Below are 19107 nucleotides of genomic sequence, written 5' to 3' on the forward strand. Positions count from 1 at the left end.
GCCACCAGTTCCCGTTTGGTCGCGAGACTCATCATCTGCCTCATCTTCCTCCGGCCGGTCCCCTGAAGGACCCCAGCCGGTAAGATTCTTAGATGAGGCAACCATCCAACTTAGGTAAGCTTTCTGATGATGCAATGCGCCGCTTGGGTTCTCATGCCGCGCGTACGCTACAATCCCATGGCGCATCGGCGCACACTCTCGAGTTACGGAACCTGCCATGAAATGCATTCCTGCCCTGACAATCCTCCTGGCCTTGACAACCCTCACGGCGCCTCTGGCGGCAAAGCCAGCGCCTCTGGAGCCATCCCCGTTCGGCATCGATGCTCTGAAGCCGCGCTTCGGGAAGGACATGCCGAACATCTGGAAGATTGAGGACGAACTGGCCAACTATCTGGTGGACGCCGGCTTGCGATGGGATCGCGCCTCTATCGACTGGTCCGACGTTCAAACCGCAAAAGACGGCCCTTTCGACTGGACGTTCACGGATCAGATGGTCAAGGTCTATTCTGAGCGGCCGATTTCCGGCTACTGCCTGCTGATGGGGCGCGGACAGTGGCTGACGGCGGAGCCGCATACGGAGGAAGAGCGGGCCGAGTTTGCGAATTACGTGTACGAGGTCGTCAGCCGCTACAAGGACACGTTCAAGGTCTGGGAGATCTGGAATGAGCCCAACATCCCGTCATTCTGGAAGGTTCCCAGCGCCGAAGACTACACATCGCTGCTTAAGGCGGCCTATGCGGCTGCAAAGAAAGCGGACCCAGGCTGCGTCGTTATTGCGGGCGGCACCAGCACGGTGGACATCGGCTGGGTCAGAAAAGTATTGTTCGCGAACGGCGGGTGGGACTACTGTGATGCCGTCGCGATCCACCCGTACTCCATGGGCGGAAGCCCGGCGTCCCAGGGCTTGGGCGAGCTGATTCGCATGACGCGTGCCGCCGCGACGAAGAGCGGCGTCTCGAAGCCGGTCTGGATCACGGAAGTCGGCTATACGACCAACACGGAGCCCGATAACGAACTGCGGCAGGCGGAGAACCTGGTGCAGGAGTACGTAATCGCCCTCAGTGAGGGCGTCCGGAAGACCTTCTGGTTTACGCTGGGCGACTGGTCGGAGCGTTGGGGTATCATCGCGGGCAAGAACAACCAGCCGGACTGGGGATTCACGAGCACGAAGCGCCCGAAGCCGGCGTTTTATGCGGCCAAGCATTTGATAGAGGCGCTTTCCCCGAGCGGCCTGCGTCCGTCGTACCTGGGTTACCTGCCGGACACGGGAAAGGTGTCCGCGATCGCTTTTCTGGCCGACGGTGATCCGAAGAAGCCTGTTCTGGTGGTTTGGGCGCCGTTCGGCGAGCAGGACAGCCTCGAACTGCCCCGAGGAGCGCCGTTGCACGCGCTGAATGCGCACGGCAAGACGGTACCGATTGAGGATTACGTATTGCGCGTCACCGAGGTGCCCGTCATCATCACGGGCTTCAAGCCGGGCGCGCTCAAGGGGGCATCCCCGAAGAACGATGTGTCCCTGCGGAAGCCGGGCGTGAATTTGCTGATCAACCCGTCCATGGAATTGCCGGACGGCGACACCGTATCCTTCTGGGGGCAGGGGAGGTTTCCCGACCAGTCGAAGGACGGCGTGATGGAGTGGGCCGATGAGGGCCGAACGGGTAAACACGCGCTCCGAATCGGCGCCTCGAAAGACGCCGCATGGAACAACGTCCCCATCCCGGTCTGGGACGGCAAGACTTATACTCTGCACGCATGGGTGAAGCCCTCGGAGGCCACAGGCGCGAACACCATCTCCATCGAATGGTACAGCGGCAATATGTGGACCTGGCTGGGCCGGACGGAGTCGGAGAGCGTCACAGGGTCCGGGGGCTGGAGGGAGATCACCGTGAACGGCAAAGCGCCGGCCGACGCGGTGGTGGCAAGGGTGACGATCTCGGGCAAGAACACAACGGGAAGCGTCCTCTGGGACGACGTCACGTTTTCGGAGGGCTGAGGCACCAGGCCCGAGGGCTGAGAGCCCGACACCCGGCACCCGAATCTCGGAACCCTTATGATAAACCTTTACTCACCACGCGCCGTTGCCGCTCTGATGAAACGCCACGGGCTGCGCACCACGCAGGCCCTCGGGCAGCACTTTCTTCTGGACCGCAATGCGCTTGAGCGCATGGTGAACGCGGCGGAACTCACGGGTGAAGAAGCCATTCTGGAGATCGGTCCCGGCCTGGGCGCGATGACCCGCATCCTCTCGGAACGCGCCGCGACCGTGCGCGCCGTGGAAGTGGACGCAGGGTTCATCGGGGTTCTGAAGGAAACGGTGGGGGACCTGCAGAACGTCCGCGTGGACCACGCAGATTTCCTGAAGCTGGACCTGCCTTCGTGGGTTCCGGCGAACCTCAATCCGCTGCCGGCCACCATTGTGGCAAACGTTCCGTACAACATCAGCACGCCCATCCTCGCCTCGCTCCTGGCAACCGGAGCGTATTGGCGCGTGATTGTGCTGCTGGTGCAGAAGGAAGTCGCCGAGCGCATGCGCGCAAAACCGAACACGCCGGAATACGGCAGCCTCAGCGTGTTCGCGCAATTCTATGCGGCCGTTGATATCGCCGGCACGGTGGCGGCGCAGTGCTTCTTCCCGCCTCCTAAGGTTGAGTCCAGCATCATCCGACTGCGACCGCTGGCGGAGCCGCCTGTGGCGGTAAACGACGTCCCGCTCTTCCACCGCATCGTACGGGCATCATTCGGTCAGCGACGCAAGACGCTTCTGAACGCCTTGAGCGCCATGCCGGAGTGGGGGAAGGACGGCGCCCGCGCCGCCCTGGAAACCGCGGGCATTGACTCCAAACGCCGAGGCGAAACCCTCACGATGGCGGAGTTCGCCGCGCTCGCGAATGCGGGTGAAGACGAGACACTATGAGGTAGGTCCGGCGTGAGGCCGAACACGGCCAATGAAGATCGAGTAAGATAGGCGCTATGAACAAACACAACCTGAGCATGGACGCGCTAATAGACCGGTTCGTCGCAACGATCAACAGGTTCCCCCGAGAACCCAGCATCGAAGGCGAGATTCCACCATCCGTGCGGCACGGTGAGGATTTGCTCGGCGTTTTCGACTGGCGCATCACGCCGTGGCCAACTGTGGATTGGATCGTACCACTGGAGCAGAGACTGGGCTTGGCATTGCCTCCCTCGTACCGATCGCTCGTGACGCGGTACGTGTTTCCCGCCTTCGAAGTGGGGCCCTTCCAGATGTCCGCTAACACGCCGGAGGGTACACCATTCTACGAATTCCGAAACAGGGTGTTTAGCGACCAGGCGTTCGTTGACATCCTGCTCCCAGCCGGATATATACCTCTCGGTAACCCGTTTGCGGGCAATTACGACCAGATCTGCTTCGACACGCAACGGCGCAAAGGTGCGGCAGGTGAGTGCCCCATAGTCTGGATTGATCACGAGGAAGTACTGTGCAATGAGAGGATCCGTGTGTTGGAGCAGGTGAGTTCCTCCTTTGAAGCGTTTGCGGAAGGGATTGTACACGCATACGGGTCGTGAGCGGGAGAGGACCCCAGGGCCGCGGAGAAACCCTGGCGATGGCGGAGTTCGCCGCGCTCGCGAACGCGAGAGGTGTGTAGCTTAACAGAAGGGGCGCGGAAGCCATCGGCTCCGCGCCCAAAGGACGTCCGGCGGGACGCCGGAACTACCGTTCCCTACCTGAATGCCGGATGCTGGATGCTGCATCCTGTCCTACGCCACCACGGCGTCGGACTCATCGCGCCTGTCCGCGGGCTCCTCGACGTCATCCCGTTCCCGCGGAACGATATCGACCATATGGAGCGATTCCGGCACGGCCTTGTCCGTGAACAGGACGCCGAAGAGGTGGTCGTACTCGTGCTGGAAGACGCGGGCGGTGAATCCTTCCAGTGATTTGCGGACCTTGCGCCCGTGCTGGTCCAGCCAGGTGGCGGTCACTTTGGTGGCACGCGGCACGTCCCCGTACAGCCGGGGGATGCTCAGACAGCCTTCGTTGCCCAGTTCCTCGCCGGATTGGCGGAGGATGCGCGGGTTGATGACCGTATGCGGTCCGTCGCCAACGTCGTAGACGAAGAGGCGGATCAACTCGCCAATCTGAGGCGCGGCGAGGCCGACACCGTACGCCTCCTCCATCGTCTGGATCATGTCCGCTGCGAGTTGGCGCGTTTCGGGTGTCACGGCGTCCAACTCCTCGGTTTGGGAGCGAAGCGCCGGATGCTGGTATGTCAGTATCTCTCGGTAAGCCATATTACGTTCAGTATACCATGACCCGCGAAGCGGGCGATTCGAGTTCCGAGTTTCGAGTTCCGCGTCGCCGAACTCGGAACTCGGAACACCGCTATCCGGCTTTCAGATTCTCGGGGTTCAGGCCCCACAGGTCGGAAGGGACGAACAGGCCGTCTTTGCGAACGGTTTCACCGTCAATGTGGATCTCGCCGCCGCCGTATTGCTTGCTTTGCACTAACACCATGTCCCAGTGAATCTGGCTGCGGTTCCCGTTGTCGGCGTTCTCGTACGCCTGGCCGGGCGTGAAGTGGATGCTCCCGGCGATTTTCTCGTCGAAGAGAATATCCCGCATGGGCTTGGTGATGAACGGGTTGAACCCGAAACTGAACTCCCCAACATACCGCGCGCCTTCGTCGCTGTCCAGGATGGCATTCAGTGCAAGGGTGTCGCTGCCGGTTGCCTCGACGATCTTCCCGTCCTTGAAGACGAGGCGGATATCGTCGAAGGGTTTGCCCTGATACTCGGTGGGCGCGTTGTAGTGCATCACGCCGTTGACGCTGTCGCGAACGGGCGCCGTGAAGCATTCCCCGTCCGGGATATTGCGGATTCCGTAGCAGGTTATCGTCGGGATCGCGCGGATGCTGAACGTCAGATCCGTATCGCCGGGGCCAAGGATATGAATCTGGTCGGCCCGGTCCATTCGCGCCTTCAACGGTTCCTGGGCGGCGCGCATCTTGTCATAATCCACGCCGATGCAGACGTCGAAATAGAAATCCTCGAAAGCCTCGGTGGACATACCCGCCTGCTGTGCCATAGCGGAAGTGGGCCAGCGAAGGACCACCCAGTTCGTGTTCGGAACGCGGCGGTTGCTGTGGACCTTGCTCCACACGTGCTCGCGATAGAGGCGCATCTTCTCGTCCGGAACGTCGCTCAGTTCGAGCGCGTTGTGAGAGCCTCGCAGTCCAACATAGGCGTTCATCTGTTCCATCAGCGAGAGTTCCCAATCGCCGATAATCCGCATCTGCTGCTCCGAAGCGTTGCGGTACAGGGTTCGCTGGACCCGCTGCTGCCGCGTGATGACAAACGGCAGCGCGTCGGCTCTTGCGATTCGGTTCACCAGCGCGTTTACCATCTCAGGCGGAACGTCCGATGCCTCAATCAGCGTCTTGTCGCCCGGCTTCAGGGCCGTGCTGTGGCCGACTAGGATATCGGCCAATCTCTCAAATCGCGCGTCACTCACGGATGCCCTCCCCTTGCTTTAAATCTATACTACATCAGTCTAGCGTTTTGGCATCGACATCATGGAACGCGACGTTCGATAAGGGTGTCTGTTCTAATGGCTGTCCGGCACAGCCGGGCCGAAACAGTAATGTCTATCAGCAACTTCGAGCGATGGTGTGGATCCCGGTTCGCCGCGATTGTCACGATGATTCTCTTCGTGACGCTGTCGTTGCTTGCCAGCGGTCCGCACCCGTTTGACGATGACACGCTGGGCTCAGCGAACGGCGGAATGGCCATCTGTGCGCCTTCCACGCACTCGGGTGTTCCTTGCCCGCTATGCGATTGGGTTGCCAACGCGGTGGCTTCTCCCGCGATCCTCCTGTCGCCGATGCCGGCCCCGTCCGTCGAGACGATGCGCTATTCGTCCGTCACGGTCGGTGTGCCGCCTTCGGCTCCCGCGCAGCCGGTTGGCCGCGCTCCCCCCGTACGCTTCATTTGAGTTGTTGCACGGCCTTGCGCCGTGACCCCTCCGTTTCGGCCTCGATCTGGCCGGCGTGATTTCGCGCGTCCCTTTGGGCGGCGAGGAGGACTCGATAATGAGGCGATTCGCGATTCTCGCGATTCTGTGCGCGCTCTCGCGCACCACAGCGGCGTGGAGCCAGGATGCTCCACCACCGCCACCGCCCGAGGTAGGCGACGCCACCGTTGCGACGCCGGAAGCACCGCCTCCGGGCCAGGCACAGGACGACAACGCCAGCCTCCGGGCCGAGGTTGCCGCCCTGAAGGCGCAGGTGGCGGCATTGCAGGCCCGCATGGACCAGATGCAGGCCGTCGCTCCCGCGCAACCCGGAGCCGAAGTGGCTCCTCCGCCGGAAACGGCGACCGGGTCCGCGCCAACGGGCGGTGGCAGCGCCCTGCTCTTGCCGGACATTTCGTTCATCGGTACGGCGGTCGGCCACCTGAGCACGGATAAACGTGACCAGGACAGGTCGCGGATATTCCTGGACTCCGCTGAGATCGGAATTCAGTCGTATGTTTACCCCGGCGTGAAGGCCGATGCCTTCATCACTGCGGGTCGGCCGGATTTCAAGATGGCCGTCGAAGAGGCATACGTCACCGCCTTGAATCTCGGCAAGGGACTCAGCGCGCAGGTCGGGAAACGAAAGGTCGCATTCGGGCGAACCAACCAGTTGCACCCGCACTCCTGGCTGTACATCACCCCGCCCAGCGTGCTGCGCAACCTGGTGGCCGATGAGAGCCTCACGGGTCAGGGCGCTACGCTGAGTTACCTGCTTCCAACGAAGGGCGGCCTGTTCGCGCAATTGGACGCCGGCCTGTGGAACAGCCCCGATCCCGCGACGATTCAGCCGGCAGCGACAACGGATATCCGCGTGGGGCCGGGCGCTGCGTTCCAGGATCGTTTCAAGACTCTGCGCCTCTGGACCGGCAGGAATGTAGGCGCTAACGACGAGCTCGAACTTGGCGCCAGCGCCGCCTACGGTAACGGGCAGCCATTCAATCTTGCCGCGGACACCATCGATCACCCGCAGACAACGCTGGCGGGCGCCGACCTGTCGTACCGCCATTACGGCAAGGGCACGGCACGAACCCTTCTGCGCGGCGAATACGTTTGGCGTCGTTCCAAGTCCGACTTGAACACGGATAAAGCCCACGGATTCTACGTCCTGGCGGACCAGCGGGTCAGTCCGTTCCGCGAGTACGGGCTGCGCTACGACTGGAGCCAGTACCCGTTTGCCCCCGGCCTCCACGAAGCATCCGCTTCCGGGATACTAACGCATCAATTGACCGAGCGGACATATCTTCGGCTGCAACTGACACATGGGAATCGGCCCGGCAAGGACGCTTACAACGAAGCGTGGCTGCAATGGGTCTGGGGCCTCGGCCCGCATACGCATAACCTCGAATAAGGATGGATTGAAGATGAAAATGAAAATCGCGCTTCTGGCGCTCACCGTATCGGCATTTGTACCGGTTCCCGCCCGGGCGGCGATGCGGGTTGTCTGCACGCTTCCCGAACTCGCCGCGATTGCGGGCGAGGTGGGCGGGACCCACATATCGGCGATCTCGCTCGCGAAGCCTGATCAGAACTACCACCAGATCGACCCGCGGCCTAGCGACGTCATCCGTGTTCGCGATGCCGAGATACTTGTTCGCGCAGGCATGGATCTGGATATGTGGGTGGACTCTTTGGTCAACGCGGCGCGAAACAGCCGCGTTGAGAAGTCGGGCAAGGGGTACGTTGACGCCTCCCGCCTGATCCGCAAGCTGGAAGTCCCCGGAAGCCAGATTACCGGCGCTTCCGGCGATATCCACGTCTATGGCAACCCCCATTACTGGTTCGATCCGGGCGACGCCAAGGTGATCGCGTACGAAATTGACCTTGCCCTCCGCGAAAATGACCCGAAGAACGCAAAAGCCTATGACGACAACTACCGCAAGTTTGCGTCGGAAATCGACACCCGAATCGCGGCGTGGAAGGCAGAACTCGCTCCGTATCGCGGCCGGAGTGTCGTGGCGTACCACGACGAATGGGTCTATTTCCTGGATCGCTTCGGACTCAAAGCGTTTGCCTACCTGGAGCCCAAGCCCGGTATCCCGCCGAGCGCCAGCCATGTGAACAACCTCATCGGGCGTATGAAAGCGGCGGGCGTGAAAGCTGTCATCGTGCCCAGCATATACCCCGAAGGCTTCTCCGATCTGCTGAAACGGTCCGCGGGGGCGAACGTCGTTCGCGTGCCGTACTCCGTCGGTTCTATGGGTACGACGAACTATTTCAGCTACATGGACAAGATCGTCAACGGCTTCAAGCAGGCTCTGTCAAGGTAGAATCGGAAATCGCGGCAGGGCGGGCGGATACGCTCGCTCTGCCGCGGAGAGGACGCCGAAATGATATCGAACGAAAATGACGCTCCGCTCGTGCGGTTCGTAGACGTAACGCTGGGGTACGGACGCCGTACGGTGATGGCGGGGCTGAACCTTCATCTGGACGCGGGCGGATACGTCGGCATCGTGGGTCCCAACGGCGCCGGCAAGACCACGCTCCTCCGGGCGATTCTAGGAACCCTGAAGCCCCTGTCCGGTGCCGTCGAGTACGGCAAGCGACCGATCCGATTCGGATACGTGCCACAGGCGCAGACGATGGACGAGACCTTCCCCCTTACGGCACTGGACATCGTTCTGATGGGACGCTATTTGAACGTCGGCGTCCTGCATCGCCCCGGGCGAATCGACCGTGTGCGCGCGATGGACGCGCTGGAACAGGTTGGCATCGCGGACCTCGCCGGGCGCATGTTCCGGGAGTTTTCCGGGGGGCAGAGGCAGCGCACGTTGATGGCCCGCGCCCTGGCCTCGGAACCGGACATCCTGGTGCTCGATGAGCCGACAAATGACATGGACGTGGCCGCCGAACACGCGACGATGGACCTCGTGGACCGCCTCCACGCCGATCGCGGCCTTCTGGTGCTGATGGTGAGCCATCTTCTAAATGTCGTGGTTAACCACGTGCATGACCTGGCGATCGTAGGCGCCGGAAAGCGGGATTTCGAAATGGGGAGCGTGGACGATCTGGTGACGCCGGACCACATGGAGGACATCTATGGGATGCGGCTTTCGGTTGGCGAGGTGAACGGAAAACGGGTGGTACTATGAAAGCTCGATCTGCGTTGGGGTGGTTGCTGGCTGTCTGCTTGATGGCGCCCGGCCTGTCGTACGCACAGGGGGCGCCGCCTCCGTCTCCGCCACCCTCCGAGGCCGCTTCCGCGCCGGCTTCCACGCCTCCTCCTCCGCCCGCTGAGGCGGCGGCCCCCACCGCGCCGGTTGCCAAGCCCCAACCCGTGGCCACCCATCCCGCCGCCAAAGTCGCTTTGCCCCGGGACAAGCCCGCCACGCCGGGCCAGTCCTCGCCGGCACCGTCCGCGAAGCCGGTCGAGATGCCAAAATCCGCGCCCCCGGTTCGCATGTCTCAGCCACCGGCCAACAGCCCAGGCGCCGCGCCGGTTTTAACGGACGCCGCGGCGGATCAGCCGATAGCGTTGCCCGCGCCGCCGTCCATCGCTTCGGTATTCGCTCCGTCATTCATGCGCTGGGCCCTGCTTGCCGGTCTGCTTGTCGCAGGTACATGCGCCTACGTCGGTGTTTACGTGGTGCTGAAGCGCATCGTTTTTGTCGGAGTCGCACTGGCGGAAGTCAGTTCGGCGGGAGTCGCGCTGGCGCTATTGGTGGGTTTCAACCCGTTCATTGGCGCGGTCGCTCTCATGTTCGTGGGAATTGGCCTGTTCTCAGTGCGCTGGTCGCCGCGCAAGGTGTCGCAGGAAGCGTTCATCGGCATCGGCTGGGCGGTTGCCTCCGCGCTCGGCGTGATCCTGATCGCGAAGAGCGCGCAGGGCGAAGCCCATATGCACGACCTCCTGTTCGGCAACATCCTCACAGTGGACCCCGTCGATGTCCGCCACACGGCCATCGGAATGGCTGCCGTGCTGCTGATCCATGCCTTGTTCTCAAAGGAGTTTTTGTTCGTTTCCTTCGATGCGGACACGGCCAACGCGATGGGCTACCGGGCGAGGGCGTGGGACATGCTGCTGTATGCCACCATCGGGCTGGCGATTGCCTTCTCGATCCATACCGTCGGGGTGTTGCTCGCGTTCAGCGCGCTGGTTCTACCCGCGGTGACGGCGCTGCTTCTCACTCACCGAATGAAAAGCGCGCTCATCGCTTCCGTGCTCCTGGGCCTTATCCCGGTGCCCATCGGGCTCTATCTATCGTTCGCGAGGGATCTGCCGTCTTCCGCGACCATCGTCGCGATCATGTTCGCCTTCCTGCTGGCGCTGGGAGCATTCTCGAGGCTGCGTTCGAGATACGGCGCACACTAGCGTCGCAAGTGGAACTGGTCTGCGTGCGTCACAGCGTACCGGTAGTCCTCAACGGTATCGATATCGGCGGCCATCTCGGGCCGCGCATTGCGCACCGCGACGCCACGGCAGCGAAGGATAGCCGTGCATCGCCGCTCGATGTCTTCAACGCGGAGGCGCCGGGTCAGGTACCGGAGGACGAACAACGGGCCGAGCAGGCGCGCCATGGTGAATTCGCTCTTGCGCGCAGCGAATACCTGCCGGATACGGAGATGGTTTCGACGGACGGCATTCGGGTCGAGCAGGAACCCGCACGCCATGGTCCATTGCCCGTCGGCGAGCGGAGCGAATGTGGCGGGGCTGTCCGGGAAGCGCTCGGTGAACGCTTCACAACGAAGTATGGGGACGCAGATCTCACCGGACGGTGGGCACGCTTCAACAAAGGCTCGGACGGCATCGGCCGTCAGAAACGGCAAGTCGGTCGTCACTACGATAACACGCAGTGACGCGCCGCCCTGGGCTTCCAGCCAGTCGATCCCACGCAGGATGTTATCCGGTCCGCAATCGCCGTCCGGAAGCACTGCGTCGGCGCCCCGTGTGGCCGGATGCAGCGCCAGCTCCGAAGGGCCCACCACCACGATGCGGTCCACGATTCCCGTGGCTCGGAGGGTCGCCACAGTTCGTTCCAGAACCGTCTGACCACCGATGCGAATCAGCGCTTTGATGGAAACACCCGCTTCATCGGCGAACGCTCCGTTGAGTCGGCCACCCGCCGGCAGGATGACATCCAGCATTCGGGAGGTCATATACGGCTCCCCTCGCGTTTGGCCAAACCGGCAATGTAACAAGCCAGCGTCCCAAACACCGCCGTGGCCGCGAAGCCGAGGAACCACAACACCAACTGCGCGACATACGGATTCATTTCCAACACGTTTTCCATCTCAATCCTCCTTCACGGCGTGCGCCGTTCAACGTCTTCCATATCAATTGTCTCCTATCCGCGCGGCCGCGTCCTGATACCTTGGGCCCGATGCGGAGCGGGGCAAGGTACCGGGTTTGCGGTACCGTGCCGGTTGCCGAAGGCCGGGGGAGGGGGGTAGAATAAGCGCGGCTGCCCGGATGGCTGACAGATTCAGCATCACGCGGACATTTCTCGGAACCCATTGCGCTCCGGCGCGTCCCTATACCTAGAAGACTCATCTTGCAGACGACCGCATACGGCGATGTAACGGACGCTGAGTTGGTGCGCAGGTGCAAAGCGGGTGACCATCGAGCCTACGAATTGCTCTTTGGACGCCACCACCGGCGCATCTACTCTATCGTATTTGGCATGCTTCGCAACGACGCAGACGCGTCGGACGCGACGCAGGAAGCGTTCGTTCGGGCGTTCCGGTCGCTGGACCGCTTGGAGGCGGAGGGAGCATACGGCGGTTGGCTGGCACAGATAGCGGTCAATGTATGCCGGGACATATTGAAGCGTCCGCGCATCGTGTCGAGGTCTCTCGACGAGCCGATGACGGACACGGAATCCGAGTACAAACTGGAGATTCCGGACTGGACGGATAGTCCCGAACGGACCTCGATCAACCAGGAACTAAAGGATGTGGTGAACCGTGCAATCGGTACGCTTTCAGACGATCACAGAGCGGTGATCACGCTGCACCACATTGAAGGGATAGACGTTCTGGAGATCGCCGAGATTTTAGGCGTGAGCGAAGGGACCGTCAAGTCCCGGTTGAGCCGCGCCCGCAGTGAATTGCGGCGCAAGTTGGGGCATTACGTGGATTTTGACGATTAGCGGGGTCCTGCACCCTGCACGGGAAGCCTCCCTAGATAGGGGGCGCTTCCGGAATGGTGGAACGAACAATGGACTGTGAGCACGTACTGAATTCGATGTCCGATTACTCGGTGGGCCTTCTGGACCCGGTTTCCGCGAACGAGTATGCCGTTCACATTGCTTCCTGCGCTCAATGCGCCGCTGAAGCGCGGCGTTACGAACGCTGCACGGTCTTGCTGGATCATATGCCCCGCCGCAAAGCTCCCGCTGACCTGTGGCTCGGCGTGCGGGCCAGGATCGAACTGGAAAGCTCGCTGGCTTCATACTCGATGCCGGTGACCCCGGTTCGCCCCGTTCGCGCGTGGCTTTCGGGCGCTGCGGCGGCCGTCGGGGGATTCGCATGCGCGCTTGCCCTGCTGTTGAACGCCGGCTCGGTGAGCTCCGTGAGCGGCGCGTCTATCGCGTCCGCATCACCGGCCACCGTCTCGGTGAGTATGCGAAACGGGGTTGATAACGAGTCACCGGTCGCCGATGCGGCATCATCTGTAGCCGTGGACGCCGCATCTGTCCGGCCATTGCCGGATCTCAGCGTTTCGCTGGCGCGTTTCGCACCGGATCACGCCGCGCAGCCCGTATTCCTCTCCACAGGGGATGCCTTGCGGTGAAGTTCGCCCTGCCGGCGCTCTGCGCGGCTGCGATCGCCGTGGCGGGCTGCTCACGGGTCGCACAACCAGACGGTCTCACTATCCTCGCCCGGTACCACGGCGCCGACGAAACCTCTTCGTACACCGTCAACGAAATGAACGTTGCGGTCATGGCGATACCGCGACCTGATTTTAATGGTCGTGGCGTTGTCGGTCCCGTCTCCACACTTCTCCATCGTACGCACGTTGGCCCCGACCAGTGGCGGTATGATGTAATCAGCACTGAAGGTCCGGCGGCGGCCGGCGGCATGGTGCAGGCGCGCAACGGCCAGACCGGCTGGCGCTATGTTCCGGCGGCCCACCGCATCGAACTGCTCACTTTTCCATCGAAGGATGTTGGCGCCCTCGATTGGATGGCGCTGATCCTAAACAACTACCACGTAGAGGGGGTGCGTTCCGACACGGTGGCAAACACCCCGGCCTGGTATCTGGAAGTGCGGCCGAAGAATCCTGGACGACCGATGAAACGGTTGTGGGTGGACAAAGAAACCTATCTGCCCCTTCGCCAGGAACTGTGGAGTGCCGACGGACGGCTCGTGAGCGCAACACAGGCCGTAGAGCGACCCCAACCCATCCCCGCCGGCGACCTCGCGCTACTGAAGCCGCCGGCAGCCAGCGATCTGACCGTTGTCCAGTGGAACAAAGACTATCGCCTCCCCGAAACTGAGATCGCCGCGGCGCTCGGGTTCCCGTTGGCCCGCCTTCCCCAGGTGCCGCGCGGATTTGCCCCGGTGGGAACGTATCTCTCCATCCTCCCGGACACATTTGGCGCGTGCGCCAGATGGGAACTAACGGATGGCATCGCGACGCTCAACGTGTTTCAGACGCGGAAGGACCTCGGCGCCTCTATGCAGGAAGACGTTCCGGGCGACGTCAACGGGCCGGCGGAATCGGCCGAACGCGGCCCCTATCATTTCCTGGTTGCGGGCAACCTTCGCCGCAAGGAACTCCGGCGCATTGCCGATGATATCAGTGTTGGACCACGCTGAGTTTCACACCTGCCTGAATGCGCGATGGCTTCGCGACGATGCTGCGCTGTCAAATCCGGCTCCTTGTCCAACCACCCGAAAGGGTGGCATAATCTGAAGATACGGCTGTACTACGCTGCCAAATCGGCACAGGAGGTAACGGAATGAACGTGACTGTGAAGGGCCGGGGCGTTGAAGTGACCCCCGCAATGCGGGACTATGCGCAGAAGAAGCTGAACAAAGTCTCCGAGTTTGATTCCGGGCTCCGAACCGCGGAAGTTACCTACAAGCTGGACCACAGTGTTCATAAGGTCGAAGTCATGCTCACGGGCGACGGCGTTCGGCTTCGCGCTGAAGAGCGCCGTCCGGATCTGTACGAGGCGATGGACGTCGTTGTTGAGAAACTGGAACAACAGGCACGGAAACACCACCGGCGCCTGATAGATCGAAACCGCCACCAACTGGAGAAACCCGCCTCCCATGCCGCCGAACCGGAAGCCGCCGTTGCCGCGGATGAAGTGGACGGCGCCGGCTCGGGTGTGCGTATCACCCGCAGAAAGCGCTTCGCGATGAAGCCGATGTCCGCCATTGACGCCGCCATCGAAATGGAGATGATGGGCCACGAGTTCTTCGTCTTCCGCAACACCAGCGGCGACGTGAACGTGGTCTACCGCCGCGACGATACAACCATCGGCCTCATCGAAGTCGGCGAGTAGCCGCGGCTGAGGTGATGGGGAAATGAGGAAACGGGGAAATGGCCAGGCGCCATTTCCCCGTTTCCTCATTTTTATCTGCACCGTGACGTGCCGCGTCACGGTTGATGTGTGCATTCACACCTCCGCTTTACATCGGAGGCGTTTTGCGCTTAGAATATCGCCGGGAGTATGACGCCTGCTGTTGATGCGCCCTCGCGTGCCACGGGTGATTCCCTCGCTCCCTAAGGAGATTATCATGCGTGTAGGAGTTTTGACGGGTGGCGGCGACTGCCCCGGCCTGAACCCGGCCATCCGCGGCGCCGTTGTTCGCGGTTTGTCTTTCGGTTGGGAAATGGTCGGCTTCGAAGAAGGTTGGCGTGGATGGCTGCAGGGCATGCAGATTCCTCTGACCCTCGAGGTCGTTGATGACATCATCCGCCGTGGTGGAACGATCCTCGGGAGCAGCCGGACCAACCCATACAAGGAAGCCGAAACCGCCCAGCTGGCGGTTGAACAGTTCGAGAACCTGGGCATCGACGCGCTCATCGCCATCGGCGGTGACGACACACTAGGCGTTGCCAACAAGCTTTACAAGGCCGGCAAAAAGACCGTCGGCGTGCCGAAAACGATGGACAATGACCTGTCGGAAACCGACTACACGTTCGGGTTCGACAGCGCCGTCGCCGTCTGCACCGAAAACATCGACCGCCTGCATGATACCGCCCTCAGCCATCGCCGCTGCATCGTTGTCGAGGTCATGGGCCGGCACGCGGGCTGGGTTGCCATGTACGCCGGCATCTCCGGCAACGCAGACTGGATCCTCATCCCCGAGAAGCAGCCCACCGAAGCCAGCCTCAAGGATATGATCGACCACCTGCTGGCCCAGCGCGCCCGCGGCCGCAAGCACAACATCGTCGTCGTCTCCGAAGGCGTCAGCCTGCCGCATTGGGACGTCCAGGACAGCAAGGTCGACTCGTTCGGCCATGCGATCCTGAAAGAACGCGGAATCGCCAGCGCCCTGGAAGACTACATCACAAAGGCCACTAAGGACCGCGGTACGCCCATCGAGACAAAGTCCGTAACATTCGGTCACATCGTCCGCGGCGGCGCCCCGACTCCGTTCGACCGAATCCTCGGCACCCGCGTTGGTGTGAAGGCGGCCGAAATGGTGAAGGCGGGCGAGTTCGGCAAGATGGCCGCCCTCCATGGCCTCGACGTTGTCGCGGTGGACCTCGACGCGGCCGTCGGTGTGAACAAACAGGTTCCGCCGGAGTGGTGGGACATGGCTTCGTTGTTCTTCAAGTAAAAGCAGCAGAAAACCACAAAGGCACAAAGGCACAAAGAGTAATCGCTTTGTGTCTTTGTGCCTTTGTGGTTAGCATAAGGAACGGAGATGATGACTTGAACGAACACTATCGCGAGATACTGCGCGGGATCGGGGAAGACCCGGACCGCGAAGGATTGCTGAAAACGCCGGAACGCGCGGCGGAGGCGATGGCATTTCTGACGGCCGGTTACGCTGAGAACCCGGATGCGTTGATCCGTGATGCGGTGATCGAAGAGTCCTCCAACGATCTTGTGCTCGTCCGCTCGATCGAGTTCCACAGCCTCTGCGAGCACCATCTGCTCCCGTTCTTCGGGCACGCCCACGTAGCCTATCTGCCGCAGGGTCGCATCGTCGGTCTCAGCAAGGTCGCGCGATTGGTGGACGCGCTGGCCCGTCGCCTGCAGGTCCAGGAGCGGATGACGAGGCAGATCGCCGAGGCGCTGGAGTCGGCGCTTGAACCGCGGGGTGTGGCCGTCGTGGTGGAGGCGCGTCACCTCTGTATGACGATGCGGGGCGTTCAGAAACACGACGCCTTGATGGTGACCAGCCACCTCTCCGGCGTATTCCGCGACGACGCCAAATCCCTCGCCGAGTTCTACTCGCTGATAGGCCGCTGAGGAGGCAACGTGAAGATTCACGCCGCTATCTTCGCTTTCGCCATCATTTCGCCGGCATGGACCGCCTTGCCGCCCGGCGCCTGGGCGCCCCCTCGCGTGCTCTGTAATATCGCGGATGCGCGCATCACCGAGGCCAGCGGAATCGTGGAGAGCCGGCGCAATCCGGGTATCGTCTACGTCCACAACGACAGCGGGGATTCCGCGCGCTTTTTCGCCGTTGGCCGGGACGGAAAGACCCGTTTCGTGGTGACGGTTCGCAATGCGGCCAATACCGACTGGGAGGACATCGCGGCCACGCGGGATTCCACGGGCGCGCCGGTGGTCTTCCTGGCCGATATCGGGGACAACGAGCAGACCCGCGACGTGCTGACTATCTACCAGGTGGTGGACCCGGCGGCGCCGAAAGGCCCGGCGGGCGCCACGGTGGGCGTGGAGGCGCGGGCCATCCGGTTCCGGTATCCGAACGGGCATCACGACGCGGAGACGCTCCTCGCGGAACCTGCGGCCAGAGCGCTGTACGTGGTGACGAAGACGCGCAAGCAGGAGCCGTCGGAGATCTTCCGGCTGGATCCACGAGCCCCCGGCGTGCAGACGGCCGTTAAGGTCGGCGAACTGCGCTTTTCCGACCCGCTTCCGATCTACACTGGTATGGCGACCGGCGGCGATATCTCGCCGGACGGCTCGCGCGTGGTGGTGCGTACCTACCAGTGTGCCTACGAGTGGCCGGTCGCGCGTGGGGAGAGCGTTGAGCGGGCATTAAGAGCGAAACCACGGGTAACGGTGCTGGCGCTGGAGAATCAGGGGGAAGCCATCTGCTATGGCCTCGGCGGCAAGACCCTGTTCACGACAAGCGAGCAGTGCCCGACCCCCATCTATGTGTATCAATGGAGAATGGATAAGCGCAATGTACGATGATTCTGATGACCGGGTGGCAATTGTAACTGGAGCGGGACGTGGAATTGGGCGCGCGACGGCGCTGGCGTTGAGCAAGGCGGGCTTCACGGTCGTGGCGATGGCGCGGACTGATACCGACCTCGTGACGCTGTGCGACGAGGCGCTCGACGGCACGGTGGTTATGCACGTTGGAAGCGTAACTCACGACCGGGATGTCCACATGGCCTTCAAAACAGCCTCCGTTCTCGGAGACCTGTCGGTGGTCGTGAACGCCGCCGGATCGGCCTGGTTTGGGCCCACAACCGACTGCGGGCTGGACGATTGGCGCTCGGTCGTTCAGACCAACCTCACCGGCACCTTCTTCTGCTGTCGCGAGGCGCTTCGGACGATGGGGGACACGGGCCACATCATCAATATCGCGAGCGTGGCCGGGCACCAGGGGCTTCCCAACAGCGCGGCCTACTGCGCCTCCAAATGGGGTGTGGTGGGGCTGACGAAATCGCTCGCCGCCGAGGTACGCGCATCGGGCCGCCACGGGATCCATTTCACGCTCTTGAGCCCCGGCAGCACGGATACGCCGCTCTGGGACGCGCTGGACGACTCGCCCGACACGGCCGACATGCTGCAACCGGATGACGTCGCCAACGCGATCCTGAGCATCGTCACCCAGCCCCCGAACATTTCCGTGGACGAAATGATGCTGATGCCCGCCAAAGGCATACTGCCGTTCAAGCGGTGACCCATCGCTCGCGAATGACCACAAAGGCACAAAGGTCGAACTCAGAACTCAGAACGAGGAATGATGAACGACGGATGACCCGGAAGTAGCGCCGCCGCGCGCCTCATGCGACGTTGGAATCTGGATTCCAGACGTTGGGCTATGGAGTGCGTGAATCCTTCACGTCGATGTGGATCTGCGCCACGGTCCTCCTCGCTACGTGGCCATCACAATACAACACGTTGTCCCGGCCAGTGCACGTCGACCAGTCATCGGTCGGCAGGTAATGGTCGTGCCAAGGGCGGTCTTCCATGCACAACACGGCCAATGCGGGTTTCCGGACCCTTGGAACCAGATCGCCCACGAGGCCGTCGGAAAATCCGCGACCGTAATAGTCGTAACTGGCGATTCGGATGGCATAGAACGGCTTGGAGGTCCGGTGCAATCCAAATGGACCCTTCGGAAAAGTCTCGCCAATATCGCTTGGGCACTGCCAGATATGCGCGTCACGAACGTAGTCTTGTAGCGCTTCAGGCAGGGATGGGTGAAGGTTATCGAATACCACTGCGTCAACGCGCCAAGCCCAGGGATAGGCGCCCTCCCAATCGTTCCGGTAACAGTCTACTGCCATGCCAATCTGACGCAGGTTGCCCGCGCAATATGCCCACCTGGCCTTGGTCCTCGCCTTCGTGAATACGGGCAACAGGAGGCCCGCGATGATGGCGATGATGGCTATCGCCACGAGCAACTCGATAAGAGTAAATGCCGTCGATCGATGGTGGGACGCAACGCGCAGGGTGATGCGTGTATGCGAAATGCGTCGGACCGATACACGCAAATGTCTGCCCCGCATCGTGCGAAACCCCTTTGCACTTGAAGACGAGATTGGTCGTTGCCCAGGAAGGTAGTTACGCCGGTTCGCCTTTGAGCCGGTGAATGGGACGAGAACGTGGTCACGATCACTCGTCCGCTTGTTGGACGATGTCCGTTCGCTGTGGGTTCCTCGGCGGAGTCCGGATTCTGAATTCTGCACTCCGACTTCTGAATTACGCTTTGTGCCTTCG

The 19107-nt window shown here is 62.1% G+C and carries 21 protein-coding genes; 16 read left to right on the plus strand and 5 right to left on the minus strand.

Going from position 1 to position 19107, the window contains the following annotated elements; translation table 11 throughout:
* Positions 1–217 precede the first annotated feature (217 nt).
* Genes VGM51_17620 through VGM51_17630 form a run of 3 tightly spaced genes read left to right on the plus strand, consistent with a single transcriptional unit; the run spans position 218 to position 3549 of the window.
* Complete coding sequence (locus VGM51_17620) at positions 218–1993, plus strand: glycosyl hydrolase (protein ID HEY3414854.1); 1776 nt, start codon at positions 218–220, stop codon at positions 1991–1993.
* 57 nt (positions 1994–2050) lie between these two features.
* The gene (rsmA, locus tag VGM51_17625) at positions 2051–2914 is read left to right on the plus strand and encodes a 16S rRNA (adenine(1518)-N(6)/adenine(1519)-N(6))-dimethyltransferase RsmA (protein HEY3414855.1); all 864 of its coding nucleotides are present in this window, start codon (positions 2051–2053) and stop codon (positions 2912–2914) included.
* A gap of 56 nt (positions 2915–2970) precedes the next feature.
* On the plus strand, positions 2971–3549 hold the full coding sequence (locus tag VGM51_17630; GenBank protein ID HEY3414856.1) for an SMI1/KNR4 family protein: 579 nt from the start codon (positions 2971–2973) through the stop codon (positions 3547–3549).
* Positions 3550–3741: 192 nt separating this feature from the next.
* Here the strand turns inward: VGM51_17630 and def are convergent, their stop codons facing one another.
* Together def and VGM51_17640 are read right to left on the minus strand one after the other, a co-directional pair.
* The gene (def, locus tag VGM51_17635) at positions 3742–4275 is read right to left on the minus strand and encodes a peptide deformylase (protein ID HEY3414857.1); all 534 of its coding nucleotides are present in this window, start codon (positions 4273–4275) and stop codon (positions 3742–3744) included.
* 91 nt (positions 4276–4366) lie between these two features.
* Positions 4367–5494 carry an aminopeptidase gene (locus VGM51_17640; protein HEY3414858.1) on the minus strand — a complete coding sequence of 376 codons (1128 nt, stop codon included), beginning with the start codon at positions 5492–5494 and terminating at the stop codon, positions 4367–4369.
* A gap of 129 nt (positions 5495–5623) precedes the next feature.
* Here VGM51_17640 and VGM51_17645 point away from each other — a divergent pair, with 129 nt between their 5' ends.
* The 5 genes from VGM51_17645 (at position 5624) to VGM51_17665 (ending at position 10364) form a co-directional block, all read left to right on the plus strand.
* Positions 5624–5974, plus strand: coding sequence for a hypothetical protein (locus tag VGM51_17645; GenBank protein ID HEY3414859.1), 351 nt, complete (start codon positions 5624–5626; stop codon positions 5972–5974).
* Positions 5975–6071: 97 nt separating this feature from the next.
* A complete protein-coding gene (locus VGM51_17650) occupies positions 6072–7403 on the plus strand; it encodes a hypothetical protein (protein ID HEY3414860.1) in 1332 nt (443 codons plus the stop codon).
* Positions 7404–7416: 13 nt separating this feature from the next.
* Positions 7417–8322, plus strand: coding sequence for a metal ABC transporter substrate-binding protein (locus VGM51_17655; protein ID HEY3414861.1), 906 nt, complete (start codon positions 7417–7419; stop codon positions 8320–8322).
* A 60-nt stretch (positions 8323–8382) separates the two neighbouring features.
* A complete protein-coding gene (locus VGM51_17660; GenBank protein ID HEY3414862.1) occupies positions 8383–9144 on the plus strand; it encodes an ABC transporter ATP-binding protein in 762 nt (253 codons plus the stop codon).
* Positions 9141–10364 (plus strand): iron chelate uptake ABC transporter family permease subunit, encoded by a 1224-nt coding sequence (locus VGM51_17665; GenBank protein ID HEY3414863.1) that lies wholly within the window; start codon positions 9141–9143, stop codon positions 10362–10364. Before VGM51_17660 ends, VGM51_17665 begins: the two co-directional genes overlap by 4 nt.
* Here the strand turns inward: VGM51_17665 and VGM51_17670 are convergent.
* The gene (locus tag VGM51_17670) at positions 10361–11149 is read right to left on the minus strand and encodes a nucleotidyltransferase family protein (GenBank protein HEY3414864.1); all 789 of its coding nucleotides are present in this window, start codon (positions 11147–11149) and stop codon (positions 10361–10363) included. The genes VGM51_17665 and VGM51_17670 overlap by 4 nt on opposite strands.
* The gene (locus tag VGM51_17675) at positions 11146–11283 is read right to left on the minus strand and encodes a hypothetical protein (GenBank protein ID HEY3414865.1); all 138 of its coding nucleotides are present in this window, start codon (positions 11281–11283) and stop codon (positions 11146–11148) included. The genes VGM51_17670 and VGM51_17675 overlap by 4 nt, the downstream gene beginning before the upstream one ends.
* 261 nt (positions 11284–11544) lie before the next feature.
* Here VGM51_17675 and VGM51_17680 point away from each other — a divergent pair, with 261 nt between their 5' ends.
* From VGM51_17680 to VGM51_17715, 8 genes are all read left to right on the plus strand, one after another.
* Entirely contained in the window at positions 11545–12141 is a 597-nt protein-coding gene (locus tag VGM51_17680; GenBank protein ID HEY3414866.1) for a sigma-70 family RNA polymerase sigma factor, read from the plus strand.
* Positions 12142–12194: 53 nt separating this feature from the next.
* A complete protein-coding gene (locus VGM51_17685) occupies positions 12195–12785 on the plus strand; it encodes a hypothetical protein (protein ID HEY3414867.1) in 591 nt (196 codons plus the stop codon).
* A complete protein-coding gene (locus VGM51_17690; GenBank protein ID HEY3414868.1) occupies positions 12782–13813 on the plus strand; it encodes an outer membrane lipoprotein-sorting protein in 1032 nt (343 codons plus the stop codon). The genes VGM51_17685 and VGM51_17690 overlap by 4 nt, the downstream gene beginning before the upstream one ends.
* A 143-nt stretch (positions 13814–13956) precedes the next feature.
* A complete protein-coding gene (raiA, locus tag VGM51_17695) occupies positions 13957–14508 on the plus strand; it encodes a ribosome-associated translation inhibitor RaiA (GenBank protein ID HEY3414869.1) in 552 nt (183 codons plus the stop codon).
* Positions 14509–14743: 235 nt separating this feature from the next.
* Positions 14744–15793, plus strand: coding sequence for an ATP-dependent 6-phosphofructokinase (locus VGM51_17700; protein HEY3414870.1), 1050 nt, complete (start codon positions 14744–14746; stop codon positions 15791–15793).
* Between the two features lie 95 nt (positions 15794–15888).
* Entirely contained in the window at positions 15889–16431 is a 543-nt protein-coding gene (gene folE / locus VGM51_17705; GenBank protein ID HEY3414871.1) for a GTP cyclohydrolase I FolE, read from the plus strand.
* A gap of 9 nt (positions 16432–16440) precedes the next feature.
* Entirely contained in the window at positions 16441–17346 is a 906-nt protein-coding gene (locus VGM51_17710) for a hypothetical protein (protein ID HEY3414872.1), read from the plus strand.
* Positions 17336–18064 (plus strand): SDR family oxidoreductase, encoded by a 729-nt coding sequence (locus tag VGM51_17715; GenBank protein ID HEY3414873.1) that lies wholly within the window; start codon positions 17336–17338, stop codon positions 18062–18064. Before VGM51_17710 ends, VGM51_17715 begins: the two co-directional genes overlap by 11 nt.
* A 139-nt stretch (positions 18065–18203) precedes the next feature.
* Here VGM51_17715 and VGM51_17720 read toward each other — a convergent pair whose 3' ends face one another.
* Positions 18204–18896 carry a prepilin-type N-terminal cleavage/methylation domain-containing protein gene (locus tag VGM51_17720; GenBank protein ID HEY3414874.1) on the minus strand — a complete coding sequence of 231 codons (693 nt, stop codon included), beginning with the start codon at positions 18894–18896 and terminating at the stop codon, positions 18204–18206.
* Positions 18897–19107 lie beyond the last annotated feature (211 nt).

This window comes from Armatimonadota bacterium, from assembly GCA_036504095.1.
Classification (GTDB): domain Bacteria; phylum Armatimonadota; class DTGP01; order JAKQQT01; family JAKQQT01; genus DASXUL01.

Excerpts from the sequence above, each read along its gene's own strand:
- VGM51_17620 (HEY3414854.1), top strand. The coding sequence starts at position 218 with ATGAAATGCATTCCTGCCCTGACAATCCTCCTGGCCTTGACAACCCTC.
- rsmA (HEY3414855.1), top strand. The coding sequence starts at position 2,051 with ATGATAAACCTTTACTCACCACGCGCCGTTGCCGCTCTGATGAAACGC.
- VGM51_17630 (HEY3414856.1), top strand. The coding sequence starts at position 2,971 with ATGAACAAACACAACCTGAGCATGGACGCGCTAATAGACCGGTTCGTC.
- def (HEY3414857.1), bottom strand. The coding sequence starts at position 4,275 with ATGGCTTACCGAGAGATACTGACATACCAGCATCCGGCGCTTCGCTCC.
- VGM51_17645 (HEY3414859.1), top strand. The coding sequence starts at position 5,624 with ATGTCTATCAGCAACTTCGAGCGATGGTGTGGATCCCGGTTCGCCGCG.
- VGM51_17650 (HEY3414860.1), top strand. The coding sequence starts at position 6,072 with ATGAGGCGATTCGCGATTCTCGCGATTCTGTGCGCGCTCTCGCGCACC.
- VGM51_17655 (HEY3414861.1), top strand. The coding sequence starts at position 7,417 with ATGAAAATGAAAATCGCGCTTCTGGCGCTCACCGTATCGGCATTTGTA.
- VGM51_17660 (HEY3414862.1), top strand. The coding sequence starts at position 8,383 with ATGATATCGAACGAAAATGACGCTCCGCTCGTGCGGTTCGTAGACGTA.
- VGM51_17665 (HEY3414863.1), top strand. The coding sequence starts at position 9,141 with ATGAAAGCTCGATCTGCGTTGGGGTGGTTGCTGGCTGTCTGCTTGATG.
- VGM51_17670 (HEY3414864.1), bottom strand. The coding sequence starts at position 11,149 with ATGACCTCCCGAATGCTGGATGTCATCCTGCCGGCGGGTGGCCGACTC.
- VGM51_17675 (HEY3414865.1), bottom strand. The coding sequence starts at position 11,283 with ATGGAAAACGTGTTGGAAATGAATCCGTATGTCGCGCAGTTGGTGTTG.
- VGM51_17685 (HEY3414867.1), top strand. The coding sequence starts at position 12,195 with ATGGTGGAACGAACAATGGACTGTGAGCACGTACTGAATTCGATGTCC.
- raiA (HEY3414869.1), top strand. The coding sequence starts at position 13,957 with ATGAACGTGACTGTGAAGGGCCGGGGCGTTGAAGTGACCCCCGCAATG.
- VGM51_17700 (HEY3414870.1), top strand. The coding sequence starts at position 14,744 with ATGCGTGTAGGAGTTTTGACGGGTGGCGGCGACTGCCCCGGCCTGAAC.
- VGM51_17715 (HEY3414873.1), top strand. The coding sequence starts at position 17,336 with ATGTACGATGATTCTGATGACCGGGTGGCAATTGTAACTGGAGCGGGA.
- VGM51_17720 (HEY3414874.1), bottom strand. The coding sequence starts at position 18,896 with ATGCGGGGCAGACATTTGCGTGTATCGGTCCGACGCATTTCGCATACA.